A 12,519-nucleotide genomic window follows, 5' to 3' on the forward strand; every position below is an offset into this window, starting at 1 on the left:
GTTTCGGTTTGTTGCTATATTGGCGCCGGGATCAACACCGATCGGGCGGCTATCGCATGCCCGATCGTGCTTAACAAGAACGAACCGACAAGATGAGGGGGATAGCTACCGCAGCGGTTTGCGCGGTCCTTGGCAGCGTTTCATTCGCCCAGCAGGACCCGCAGTTCACGCAATACATGTTCGACCGCCTGTCGATCAACCCGGCCGTGGCAGGCACCACAGGCCAACTCTGCGCCACCGCGCTGCTCCGCCAGCAGTGGACCGGCTTTGATGGCGCCCCCAAGACCGGGCTCCTCAATGCGCACATGCCCCTGGCCAAGATCAGCAGTGGCATCGGCCTGTCGGTGTACCTGGATGAGTTGGGCCAGCAGAAGAGCACCTTCGCACGGCTGCACTACTCCTTCCACAGGAAGCTGGGCGCTGGCACCTTCGGCATCGGCCTCTATGCGGGGCTGGGCAGCCACACCTTGGGCCGGGATTGGATCGCCACGGATGGTGTGGCCACCGATGCCGCCATCCCGGACAATGGCCAAAGCCAGGGAGGCTTCGATCTTGGCGCGGGGCTGTACTATGCATCCCCCACTTTCTGGATAGGCCTTTCCAGCACCCACCTCCCCGAGACGGAACTCGATGATGTGAGCATCAAGATGCGCCGCCACTATTGGGTCCAGGCAGGCTACGATTGGAAGATCGGCGGTGATGCGAAGTACGTGCTGCAGCCGTCCACCCTGATCAAGACCGACGGTACGTCCACCCAGTTCGACGTGAACGCCACTTTCCTCTACAATAGCATGGTGTGGCTGGGCGTTTCCTACCGTACTGAGGACGCCATCGCCCCCATGATAGGATACCAGCACAAGATGCCCAATGGCAAGTCCATGCTTCGCGTGGGCTACAGCTATGACGTCACCACCTCGCAACTGAGGAACTACAGCAGTGGCAGCCATGAGGTCATGGTGAACTACTGCGTCCTATTGGAGAAGAAACCGGACCTGCAGATCTACAGGAACGTTCGCTTCCTGTGAGCCACGGAAACCAACACAACCAGACTGTCGTAGACCGCCTCGTCGTAGTTGTCCGCTTACCCGAACACCCGCGCCAGGCATCCCTGCAAGGAAACCCACTGCGACAAACAAGGAAGATCATGGAACGTCCCATCATGTATCTCTGTGCCATAGGCTTGCTGGCGAGCTGTGGCAGAGGTGGTCAAGGGCAGTTGATCGGTGTCCAGGGCAGACCTTCCTGGTACCAGGTGGACCCCTACGGCATGAACTACATCGGCATGGGCTCCTTCGTCATGGGACCCAGCGACCAGGATGTGCCCTATGCGCTCGTGACCAAGAGCAAGACCGTGTCGGTCCAGGCCTTTTACATGGACCAGACGGAGATCTCCAACAACGAGTACCGCCAGTTCGTGTACTATGTACGCGACTCCATCGCCAAACGCATCCTGGGGGATGAGGATATCGGCGAACATGTGTTCTTCGAGGACGAGTACGGGGAGGACCTCGATCCCCCGCGCATCAACTGGAAGCCACGCATCAACTGGTATGGGGATGAGGAGCGTGAGGTGCTGTACGAGATGTTCCTCTCCGAAGGCGAGCGCTTCTACCAGCAGAAGGAGATCGATACGCGGAAGTTGCTCTTCGAGTACTACTGGATCGATCTGAAGGAAGCGGCGCGAAAGGGTACCCCCACCAACTGGGCGCGTGACCTCGATCTGAGCTACACCAACGTCAAGGGCCAGAACAACGCCATCCGCGGTCACAGCGACCGGTCGAAGTTCATCATCAAGGAGATCATCCCGGTCTATCCGGACACCTTGGTGTGGGTGCATGACTTCACCTACGCCTTCAATGAGCCGATGACCGAGAACTATTTCTGGCATCCGGCCTATGACGATTATCCCGTGGTGGGCCTGACCTGGCAGCAGTGCAACGCCTTCAATGTGTGGCGCACCCAGTTGATGAACAATTGGCTCGACCGTGGGGGTGACGCCTATGTGAACCGCTTCCGGTTGCCCACCGAGGCCGAGTGGGAGTACGCGGCACGCGGAGGTCTGGACCTGGCGCCATATCCGTGGGGCGGCCCCTACGTGCGCAATCGCCAGGGCTGCTTCCTGGGCAACTTCAAACCCCTGCATGGCAACTACGTGGATGACGGCGGTTTCCATACCGTGCCCGTGGACAGCTACACGGCCAATGACTACGGCCTCTACAACATGGCAGGCAATGTGTCCGAATGGACAAGCACCGCCTTCGACGAGAGCGTGTATGATTTCGCCCATGACCTGAACCCCGAGTACCAGTACGACGCGCTCCAGAACGACCCGCCTTCCCTGAAGCGCAAGGTCATCCGCGGCGGCTCTTGGAAGGACATCGGCTACTTCATCCAGACCGGCACCCGGAGCTACGAGTACCAGGATACGGCCAAGTCGTACATCGGCTTCCGCTCCGTGATGACCTACTTGGGACGCGGCAAGGCCGTGAACGCCGAGGACCTTTGATCCGATGACCGACGGTAAGCACGTTACCAGGGCGGCCCCGGAGCATTCCTGACATTGAACCCTCTTCAGACAACCATCAAAAGCAAGGATCGACGATGAAACCAGGCAGCAAGAAGTGGAAGAACTTCATGGCCAAGCTCTACGGATGGGGCGCCGCCCTCGTGATCGTAGGCGCACTCTTCAAGATTGAGCACTGGCCGGGCGCCAGTCTATTCCTGGTGATCGGCCTCAGTACCGAGGCGATCATCTTCTTCTTCTCGGCCTTCGAGCCACCCCATGAGGATCCCGATTGGAGTCTGGTCTACCCCGAGCTCGCCACCGGCGACCGCGCCGAGGGTGATGAATTCAAAAAGGAGGACCAGCGTTCGATCACCGAGCAGTTGGACGACATGCTGGAAAGCGCCAGGATCGAACCCGAACTCATCGCGAGCCTGGGTGATGGCATGCGCTCCTTGAGCGACCAGGCGCGCCAGATGGGCGAGATCACCGGGGCGGCTTCCGCGACCAATGAATACGCCAACAGCCTGAAGAGCGCCTCCGCGCGTGTCAGCGACCTGAGCGACTCCTACGCCAAGGCCAGCGAAAGTCTCGTGGGTCTTACGCAGAACGCCGATGCCGGAAGGAACGCCGGGGAAAGCCTGCAGCGCATGAGCCAGAACCTCAGCGCACTCAACGAGATGTACGAACTGCAACTGCGCGGCAGCCGCGAGAAGCTCGAGGCGGCCAACCAGATGTTCGAGGGCATGGCAGACATGCTGACCAACCTGCGCAACTCGGTGGATGATACCAAGCGCTACAAGGAGAACATCGCCGTGTTGAGCGACAACCTCTCCAAGCTCAACCAGGTCTACGGCAACATGCTCGCCGCCATGACCATCAGCCGCTGACGCCATCGGCGCATGCACCAGACCTTGAACGAACGGAACCGGACAAACCCGCAGGAGCAAGATGGCAGGTGGAAAATTGTCGCCCAGGCAGAAGATGATCAACATGATGTATCTCGTGTTGACCGCGCTGCTGGCATTGAACGTTTCTAAAGAGATACTCGACAGCTTCGTCACGGTGGACAAGGGCCTTGGCATCACCAAGGGCACACTCGCCGAGAAGATGTCCGAGACCTACACCACCTTCGGTTCGCTGGCGGGTGAGAACGCGGCCAAGTATGGCGCGGCCCACGCCTCCGCACAGGAGGTGCAGCGTGCGGCCGATGGCATGGTGGCCTATATCGACAGCATCAAGGCCAGGCTGATCGCCGGCACGGACAAGCTGCCCATGGACTCCGTGGTATTGCGCGACCCCAATGGGAAGCCCATGATCCGGCCTCTTGAACTGGTGAAGGGCAAGGACAATTACACCGTGCTCACCAACATGATGGGCATGGGCGATCCGGGTGTGCCCAAGGAAGGGCCTTACACGGCGCTCGAACTGCGTTCCAAGCTGGAGGAGTTCCGCGACATGCTCAAGCGCATCGGTGCCGACAATCAGGTGATCGTGGAGAACATGGACCGCATGTTCGATTTCAGCGAACGGAAGGACTCTGGTGGCAAACCCGTGAGCTGGGAGGCGCTGAATTTCTATCATGTGCCGTTGGCCGCGGGTGTCACCATCCTTTCCAAGGTGCAGATGGATGTGCGCAATTCCGAGAACGAACTTGTCAACTGGATGCTTGGCGAGGTGGAGGGTGAGAGCTTCAAGTTCAACAAGCTCACGGCCATCGTGAAGCCGCAGAGCAGCTATGTGACCGTTGGCGGAACCTATCGCGCGGAGATCTTCCTGGGGGCCTATGATGACCAGAACACCCCGGAGGTGTATATCGCAGGACCGGGTGCCAAGGTGGACACCGCCGCCAAGAAGATCATCGGCGAATCCATCAAGCTGCCAATGGAAGGCACCAAGGCCAAGCTGGAGCAGACCGCTTCTGGTTCCGGTCTTCGGACGGTGAGCGGCATCATCAAGTTCAAACCGGTGGGGGGCGAAGAGCAGATCGAGACTTTTGAGACCTCTTATGAGGTGGCGACCCCCAACCTGGTCGTCAGCCCCACCAAGATGAATGTCTTCTACCGCGGCGTTGACAACCCCGTGGACATCAGCGTATCCGGCTACAGCGCCAAGGACATCGCACCGAGCATGTCCAACGGTACGCTCACCAAGGCCACCGCTGGCTATACCGTACGCCCCGGCAGCGATTCCAAGGCGCTGATCAGCTGTACGGTGACCAACCCCGATGGTACGAAGAAGACCATGCCCGGCGTGGAGTTCAGGGTGAAGAACGTGCCCAGCCCGCAACCCTTCTTCGCGGGCAAGAGCGTGAACGACGAGACCATCAAGAAGGCCGAGCTCACCGCTGCGCAGGGTGTGATCGCCCGGATGATCGACTTCGAGTTCGATCTGAAGTTCGACATCGTGGAGTTCAAGGTGACCATGATCGTGGGTGGTACTCCCATCGAGAAAATGACCAAGGGGCCCGCGGTGAGCGGTGACATGAAGGAGATGTTCAACAAGGCGAAGCCCGGCCAGAAGATCTACATCGAAGGCATCAAGGCGAGAGGCCCCGATGGCACGGTCCGCAATCTGGGTTCGCTCTCCTTCAAGGTGGTGTAATTCAAACCGATCGATCCAACGATGAGGACCTGCAGGAACATCATGGCCGCCGCCGCGATAGCAGTGGCCGCCGCATGGGGCGCCCCGGAGGTGGACGCACAGACCGTGCTCGACGGGGCCTACATCAAGGAGCACACGAAGACCAAGCGGGTGGTCCCGTACGTGTCCATCCGTGAAGCCGATGTGATGTGGATGCGCCGCGTATGGCGCACCGTCGATCTGCGGGAGAAGATGAACCACCCGCTCTACTACCCCACTGAGCCGATCAACGACCGCAAGAGCCTCTTCGATGTTATCCGGCAGGGCCTCATGGTCGATGGCTCCATCACCGCCTACGATGCCGGTCCGCTGCTCACCGACGATGAATTCCGCAAACCGCTCCTGGCCACTGAACTCAAGGAGATGTTCATGCGGGTGGACACGCAATACACCGAATCACTGGAGACCGGTGACATGGAGATGGTGGTTCAGGATATTCCCTTGGAGAGCCGCGACATCAAAATGTACCGGATCAAGGAGGACTGGATCTTCGACAAGCAGCGGTCCTCCATGGAGATCCGTATCATCGGCATCGCCCCCATGAAGGAGATGCGTGGCGATGATGGTGAGATCCGCGGATACGCCCCGCTGTTCTGGCTCTACTACCCGGAGTGCCGATATGTCTTCGCCAACTGGGACGCCTTCAACCGGGAGAACGATGCGGAGCGTCGCAGTTTCGAAGACATATTCTGGAAGCGCCAGTTCAGCAGTTACATCACCAAGTGGAGCAATGTGTACGACCGCCAGTTGAGCGACTACAAGACCGGCCTCGATGCCTTGTTGGAAGGTGAGGCCATCAAGCAGGCGCTTTTCGAGTTCGAGCATGATCTCTGGAACTTCTGATCCTGCGCCGTAAGGCAATTCTGCGAAGCCCCGCCCTGCGGGGCTTCGCTACTTTTGCGCCCCTCCATGCTGACCGTACAAGGATTAACGCTCCATTTCGGCGTCCGACCGATGTTCGACGAGGTGTCGTTCTTCATCGGCACCGATGATCGCATCGGGCTGGTGGGCAGGAACGGTGCGGGCAAGAGTACCCTGCTGAAGATCCTCGCCGGCAAGCAGCCCTATGATAGCGGTACCATCGGCAGACCGCGCGACCTGACCATGGGCTACCTGCCCCAGGAAATGACGCACGATCTGGCGTTGACCCCCTGGCAGGTGGCTGAAAGGGCCTTCGCGGAAGCGCGAGAACTGGAGGCCTCCTTGGACCGCATCACCGCCGATCTGGAGAAGGCCACCAGCGATGAGGAGGCCATTGAACTGGCCACTCTCCTCGCGCACGCGCATGAGCGTCTGAACGCCCTGGGTGCGGCGGATCACGATATGCAGGTGGAGCGCATGCTCAAGGGGCTGGGATTCGTGGGGCATGACATGCACCGGGCGCTGTCCGAGCTCAGCGGTGGCTGGCGGATGCGGGCCGAGCTCGCGCGTATCCTCCTCATGCGGCCTGACCTGCTCCTCCTCGATGAACCTACCAACCACCTCGACCTTCCCGCCATCCAATGGCTGGAGGACCTGCTCCGCACCTATCCGGCCGCTTTGGTGCTCATCTCGCACGACAAGACCTTCCTGGATCGCCTCACCACGCGCACCATCGAGGTGGCCAACGGCAAACTCATCGACCGCAAGGCCTCCTGGAGCAAGTTCGTGGAGTTGCGGAAGGTCGAGCGCGAGCAACTCTCCGCCGCCGCCAAGGACCAACAGAAGTACATCCAGGAGACCGAGAAGCTCATCAACAAGTTCCGCGCGAAAGCCAGCAAGGCCGCCTTCGCCCAAAGCCTGATCACCAAGCTCGAAAAGCTCGATCGCATCGAGGTGGAGGATGAGGACCTGCGGAAAATGCTGGTGAAATTCCCCCCGGCGCCCGCATCCGGTAAGATCGTCTGCGAAGTGCTCAAGGTGAGCAAGGCGTACGGGGACAAGGTGATCTTCCGCAATGCCGAGTTGATCATCGCCAAGGGCGAGCACCTCGCGCTGGTGGGCGCCAACGGCACGGGCAAATCCACCCTGGTGCGCATGATCGTCGGGGAAGAGCCCTACGAAGGCGCGATCCGCCTCGGCCACAACGTCATTCCGGGTTACTACGCCCAGGATATGCCCGAGCGCATGGATCCCAAGCTCACCGTGCTGCAGACCGCTGAGTACGCAGCCAGCGAGGAGAACCGCACCCGGGTGCGCGCCATGCTCGGCGCCTTCATGTTCAGCGGGGAGGACGTGGACAAGAAAGTGAAGGTGCTCAGTGGCGGTGAGCGGGCGCGCCTGGCCCTATGCTGCATGTTGCTCAAGCCGCTCAACTTCCTCATTCTCGATGAACCCACGCACCATCTGGACATCCAGAGCAAGGATGTGCTGAAGGAGGCCCTGAAGAGCTACGAAGGCACCTTCCTGCTGGTGAGCCACGACCGTGATTTCCTCACGGGACTCACCAACCGCATCCTGGAACTGGACCACCACCGCATCCGGGATCAGCACATGGACATACTGGAGCTGATCGAGAAGCGCAAGGCGCTCCAAAGTGCGGACATCGGCAAGAGCGACACCCAGCGCCCCAAAGCCATGAAAGCCCCCGCGGCCAAGGGCGATAGGGACGATCATCACTCTCGCCGTGAGCGCGAAAAGGAACTGCGGCGGGTGCAGAACCAGGTGAAGCGCCTGGAGGACCGGCTTGCCGGCCTGGAGCGCGAGGAGAAGGAACTCCAGGAGCGCGTGATGAAAGGAGGTCTTCCGGCCGATGAAGTGGAGCGGGGATATGCCAAACTCGGCGAGATCGCCCAAAGCATCGCCGCCACCATGGAAGAATGGGAAAGCACCGCTCTGCGGCTGGAGGAACTTGGCGAGGGCAAGGAAGTCTGACCCCCCGTCCCGCTTTTGTCGCCATTCTAGCCGCCCGATCTATATTTGCGCCCCATTGCGGGGTGGAGCAGATGGTAGCTCGTCGGGCTCATAACCCGAAGGCCGCAGGTTCGAGTCCTGCCCCCGCTACGATGAGAGCCCCGGCCAAGGCCGGGGTTCTTTGTTTCGACCCATGACGCACAAAGCCGGATACGTCAACATCATCGGCGAACCCAATGTGGGGAAGAGCACCCTGCTCAATGCCCTACTGGGCGAGCGGCTGGTGATCGTCAATCCGAAGGCGCAGACCACCCGGCACCGCATCCTGGGCATCCTCAACGGAGATGACCACCAGCTCATCCTCAGTGATACGCCCGGGATCCTGGATCCGAAGTACAGGATGCAGGAACGCATGATGCACGCGGTGGATGAAGCCCTCACGGATGCCGACATCCTCATCGTGCTGGTGGAGTGGGCCCAGCGGCCCGAACGATCGGCCAATGTGGTGGACCGCGTTCAACGATTCCAAGGGCCGGTGGTGGTGCTGGTGAACAAGGTGGACACCGCCACGGACGACGATGCGCTGGCGTCCCTCGAAGCCTGGCAGGCCGCTTTCCCCCAAGCCAAGGTCGTTCCCATAAGCGCCTTGCACGGACTCAATGTGGATGAACTGCGGCGATATCTCATCGACCATCTGCCGGAGCATCCGCCCTACTTCGACAAGGAGGACCTCAGCGACAGGAACATGCGTTTCTTCGTGAGCGAACTGGTGCGCGAAAAGGTCCTGGACCTCTACAAGCAGGAGATCCCCTACAGCACACAGGTGACAGTGAACAGCTTCGAGGAGAGCGAGGACATCACACGCATTCAGGCTGATGTCATCGTGATGAGGGAGAGCCAGAAAGGCATCCTGATCGGGCAGGGTGGGAAAGCCCTGCGTCGGCTGGGCACCGAGGCGCGCCTGGCCATCGAGCGGTTCCTGGGCACCAAGGTCTTCCTCGACCTGCGTGTGAAGGTGGACCCCGATTGGCGCGAGGACGAGAAGAAGTTGAAGCGATACGGATATTGATATGGGCAACATCATCGCCATAGTCGGCCGGCCCAACGTGGGCAAGAGCACGCTCTTCAACCGGCTGGTGGAAAGCCGCGAGGCCATCACGGACCCCACGGCAGGTACCACACGCGACCGCCACTACGGCAAGGCAGAATGGAACGGGGTGGTCTTCAGTGTGATCGACACGGGCGGGTACATCAGCGGAAGCGATGATGTGTTCGAGGGTGAGATCCGCCGGCAGGTGGAACTCGCGATCGAGGAGGCTGACACCGTGCTGTTCCTGGTGGACGTCAAGGGCGGGATCACCGGCCTCGACGAAGCCATCGCAGGAATGCTCCGCAAGGCGCGCAAACCCGTGGTGCTCGCCGCGAACAAGGTGGACACGCCGGACATGGGGTTCGGGGCCGCCGAGTTCTATGGCCTGGGCCTGGGAGAGGTGCACGAGCTGGCGGCTGTCAGCGGTGCGGGCAGCGGCGACCTGCTGGATGCCGTGGTGAAGACCTTCACCAAGCCCAGCGAAGAACCCGAGGCGGATATCCCGCGTTTCGCGATCGTAGGCAAGCCCAATGTGGGCAAGTCATCCCTGGTGAACGCCCTGCTCGGCCGGGAACAGAGCATCGTCACCCCGGTGGCGGGCACCACGCGCGATCCCATCAACACGCGCTGGAATGTTTTCGGGCATGATGTGATGCTGCTGGATACCGCGGGCATCCGCCGCAAGGCCAAGGTGGATGAGGACATCGAGTTCTACAGCGTGTTGCGCTCGGTGCGCGCCATCGAGGAAAGCGATGTGTGCCTGCTGATGCTCGACGCCCAGGAAGGCATCCAGCAACAGGACCTGCACATCCTGTCGATCATCCTCAAGAATGCCAAGGGCGTGGTGGTGCTGGTGAACAAGTGGGACCTCGTCGCCAAGGAGACCAACACCATGAAGGCCTTCGAGGCCGAGGTGAAGCAGCGGCTCGAACCCTTCACCGACGTGCCCGTCCTCTTCATCTCCGTGCAGGAGAAGCAACGTCTTTTGAAGGCCATGGAAGCGGCCATGCAGGTCCATGAGGACCGCAAGCGGCGCATCCCCACGCGCCAACTCAATGATGTGATGCTGCCCATCATCGAGCGGCAGCCGCCGCCCATGTACAAGGGCAAGCAGGTCACCATCAAGTTCATCACGCAGCTGCCTGTGCACGTGCCGACCTTTGTTTTCTTCTGCAATCTGCCACAGTACATCAAGCCCAGCTACGAGCGTTTCCTCGAGAATCGCCTGCGCGAGCACTGGCGCTTCACAGGCGTGCCCATCCGGCTGTTCTTCCGCAAGAAGTAAGGTGCCTCCTTCTGATGGTCGTGCTGTGCGCAACGGCGATGCATCCGCTGCGCGCCCAATGGGACGATGTCCCACGTTCGGGGACCAGCGAGATCCTGGACGACCAGCTGTCCATCCGCCTGCGCCATGTGAAGCCGCAGTTCCTCGCGGTGTTCTTCGAGCGGCGTCGCGTGGTCCACTTCACCGGTCCAGAGGATATCGCCACCCACGGAACGGTGGTCCTGCCCGAAAGTCTGGACCCCCCGTACGATCGCCGCTTCGATCCCTGGCACCTGCGTGATGGAGCACCACGCACGCGCTGGCTCAATATGCGCCTGGACCTGTTCCATGCGCGGGTGAAACGTGATGGCGCTTGGCTCGATCTCCCGGTGGTCCAGCGATCGGAGCAGGATGAGCTGCGCACACTGCGCACGATCGAAAAGGCCTGGAGCCAGGTGATCGCCGTGCAGGACATAACACCCGGAGACACGGTGGAGTTCCACTGGAAGTATATGCTGCCCTACGATTACAACTGGCCGGCGACGATGGGCTGGCGTGGTCTGGAGTGGGTGGACAACTGGGCGCGGCTCACCAGTTGGCGCGTGTTCTTCCATGGCGATCTGCCGATCCGCCGCCAACAGGTGGAGGTTCTTTTCAACCTGAAGCATGGGCTGGCCATCACGGGGCCACCGCCCGATGAGCGCATCGAGAAAGGCAACGAAGTGACCGCACGTTGGGAGCATCACGATCTGCCCGGATGTATGAGCGAGGTGAACGCGCGGCCCGCCGATGACCTGCCACACTTGGTGATGCGCATGGAGCCGGAGGACTTCCGTTACTGGCGGCGCGACAGACTCAGCGGCATCTCCTTCCCCAACCCCTATTGGATGCAGGTGGTACGCCACCGTGAAGCACGTGCCTTCTGGTGGCGGCAGGTGTCGCGTAAGCGGATCCCCGACAAGCAGAACCAGTACGTGAAGGACTTCGCGCGCCGTGTCTCCGCCGGTGTGCCGGACAGCCTGCCTGCCCGCCGCATGGCCCGCATCCACGACCATATCGCGGAGCATTTCACCTACGAGGACGATCGCCTGTGGTACCTGGACATGGACCGCCGCAACGCCCGCATCGGCGAACAGGTGCGCGAGGGGCGGCTGCGCGACATAAGCCGGTATGACATGTACAGCAAGCTGGTGAACCTGCTGCGCCTGCGACATGCCACGGCCTACGTGCTGGACAAACGCATAGGCCGCATGACGGAGACTTATCTGACACCGCTATGGGACAGCGAATTCGTCTTCCGTGTGAGCGACCGGTATGAAAGCCATGTGCTGCATCCCAAGCGCACACGCTGGGGCTGGTACGCTGATGAGTTGCCCTTCTATTGGCAGGGCACCGCCGCACTGCACTTGGACCTGGACATCCTGTTGGAAGACCTGGAGCGCCCCGCCGTTTTCGTGGACCTGCCGGAGGGCGATGTCGCCGCCAACGTGCGTGGCGTGGAGTACGTCATCGAGGTGGACCCGGAGCAAGGCGCGGCGCATGGCGAGGTGATGGTCTTCCTCAGTGGGCAGTACAGCACCCTGGGACGTGCGGCCTTCTTGGGGCTGCCCATCGACAGCACGGTGGATCCGCTCTATGGCTGGCGTCCCGGCGATGGGCACAAGACCTTGGATTGGAAAGTTGACCTGGCTTCCGATCCGCCCTACCGAGTCCGGGCCCGGGCCTCCATCGATCTGTCGGACAGATTGACCCCCGTGGACGACAGCACCTTCGCCCTGGATCTTTCCGCTCTCGTGCGCCATGTGGTACCCGACGGATTTCGTGCTGAGGGAAGAACGCTTCCCTTCCATTGGGACTTCGCCGGAAAGGATGTGTTCCGGATCGACCTGCGCTGCTCGGAGCCCGTGAAGCTGATCGAAGGAGGTACCTTCGACGTGGAGATATCCGGTTCGGGTTCCGACCTCCAGCGGAGGATCATGACATCGACCGTGGATCGCATAAGCCTAGAAAGCGTACTGCATATTGGGCGAGAGCGCGTGGAAGCCCTGCATGCTGCCGGCTTGGAAGTGGTGATAGATGGGGCCAAGGCACAAATTCCCATACTTCAGCTGGTCCGGATCGGACGAGAGCCTTAAGTCCTGGCCCGTGACGTGATGCGCGATCGGAGACTCCGATCGCTCGATCGGC

General features: G+C 60.9%; 9 protein-coding genes and 1 tRNA gene. All 10 read left to right on the forward strand.

Annotation, left to right across the window (positions count from 1 at the left end; translation table 11 throughout):
* The first annotated feature begins 92 nt into the window (after window positions 1-92).
* The 10 genes from KIT10_13580 (at window position 93) to KIT10_13625 (ending at window position 12,467) form a co-directional block, all read left to right on the forward strand.
* On the forward strand, window positions 93-1,025 hold the full coding sequence (locus tag KIT10_13580) for a type IX secretion system membrane protein PorP/SprF (GenBank protein MCW5900293.1): 933 nt from the start codon (window positions 93-95) through the stop codon (window positions 1,023-1,025).
* A 119-nt stretch (window positions 1,026-1,144) separates the two neighbouring features.
* Complete coding sequence (locus KIT10_13585) at window positions 1,145-2,506, forward strand: SUMF1/EgtB/PvdO family nonheme iron enzyme (GenBank protein ID MCW5900294.1); 1,362 nt, start codon at window positions 1,145-1,147, stop codon at window positions 2,504-2,506.
* A 95-nt stretch (window positions 2,507-2,601) separates the two neighbouring features.
* Window positions 2,602-3,393 carry a gliding motility protein GldL gene (gene gldL / locus KIT10_13590; protein ID MCW5900295.1) on the forward strand — a complete coding sequence of 264 codons (792 nt, stop codon included), beginning with the start codon at window positions 2,602-2,604 and terminating at the stop codon, window positions 3,391-3,393.
* 94 nt (window positions 3,394-3,487) lie between these two features.
* Complete coding sequence (gene gldM / locus KIT10_13595; protein ID MCW5900296.1) at window positions 3,488-5,107, forward strand: gliding motility protein GldM; 1,620 nt, start codon at window positions 3,488-3,490, stop codon at window positions 5,105-5,107.
* A 21-nt stretch (window positions 5,108-5,128) separates the two neighbouring features.
* Entirely contained in the window at window positions 5,129-5,989 is an 861-nt protein-coding gene (gene gldN, locus KIT10_13600; GenBank protein MCW5900297.1) for a gliding motility protein GldN, read from the forward strand.
* Window positions 5,990-6,055: 66 nt separating this feature from the next.
* Entirely contained in the window at window positions 6,056-7,999 is a 1,944-nt protein-coding gene (locus tag KIT10_13605) for an ABC-F family ATP-binding cassette domain-containing protein (GenBank protein ID MCW5900298.1), read from the forward strand.
* Between the two features lie 56 nt (window positions 8,000-8,055).
* Window positions 8,056-8,128 (forward strand) — tRNA-Met (locus tag KIT10_13610).
* Window positions 8,129-8,171: 43 nt separating this feature from the next.
* Window positions 8,172-9,047 carry a GTPase Era gene (gene era, locus KIT10_13615; GenBank protein MCW5900299.1) on the forward strand — a complete coding sequence of 292 codons (876 nt, stop codon included), beginning with the start codon at window positions 8,172-8,174 and terminating at the stop codon, window positions 9,045-9,047.
* A 1-nt stretch (window position 9,048) separates the two neighbouring features.
* Window positions 9,049-10,353 carry a ribosome biogenesis GTPase Der gene (gene der / locus KIT10_13620; GenBank protein ID MCW5900300.1) on the forward strand — a complete coding sequence of 435 codons (1,305 nt, stop codon included), beginning with the start codon at window positions 9,049-9,051 and terminating at the stop codon, window positions 10,351-10,353.
* A gap of 14 nt (window positions 10,354-10,367) precedes the next feature.
* On the forward strand, window positions 10,368-12,467 hold the full coding sequence (locus KIT10_13625) for a hypothetical protein (protein ID MCW5900301.1): 2,100 nt from the start codon (window positions 10,368-10,370) through the stop codon (window positions 12,465-12,467).
* Window positions 12,468-12,519 lie beyond the last annotated feature (52 nt).

Source organism: Flavobacteriales bacterium (assembly GCA_026129465.1).
Lineage (GTDB): Bacteria > Bacteroidota > Bacteroidia > Flavobacteriales_F > PHOS-HE28 > PHOS-HE28.

Bases quoted from the DNA above. Each gene is read 5' to 3' on its own strand.
- KIT10_13585 (MCW5900294.1), top strand. From the start codon at position 1,145: ATGGAACGTCCCATCATGTATCTCTGTGCCATAGGCTTGCTGGCGAGC.
- KIT10_13580 (MCW5900293.1), top strand. From the start codon at position 93: ATGAGGGGGATAGCTACCGCAGCGGTTTGCGCGGTCCTTGGCAGCGTT.
- era (MCW5900299.1), top strand. From the start codon at position 8,172: ATGACGCACAAAGCCGGATACGTCAACATCATCGGCGAACCCAATGTG.
- gldL (MCW5900295.1), top strand. From the start codon at position 2,602: ATGAAACCAGGCAGCAAGAAGTGGAAGAACTTCATGGCCAAGCTCTAC.
- KIT10_13605 (MCW5900298.1), top strand. From the start codon at position 6,056: ATGCTGACCGTACAAGGATTAACGCTCCATTTCGGCGTCCGACCGATG.
- gldM (MCW5900296.1), top strand. From the start codon at position 3,488: ATGATCAACATGATGTATCTCGTGTTGACCGCGCTGCTGGCATTGAAC.
- der (MCW5900300.1), top strand. From the start codon at position 9,049: ATGGGCAACATCATCGCCATAGTCGGCCGGCCCAACGTGGGCAAGAGC.
- KIT10_13625 (MCW5900301.1), top strand. From the start codon at position 10,368: ATGGTCGTGCTGTGCGCAACGGCGATGCATCCGCTGCGCGCCCAATGG.
- gldN (MCW5900297.1), top strand. From the start codon at position 5,129: ATGAGGACCTGCAGGAACATCATGGCCGCCGCCGCGATAGCAGTGGCC.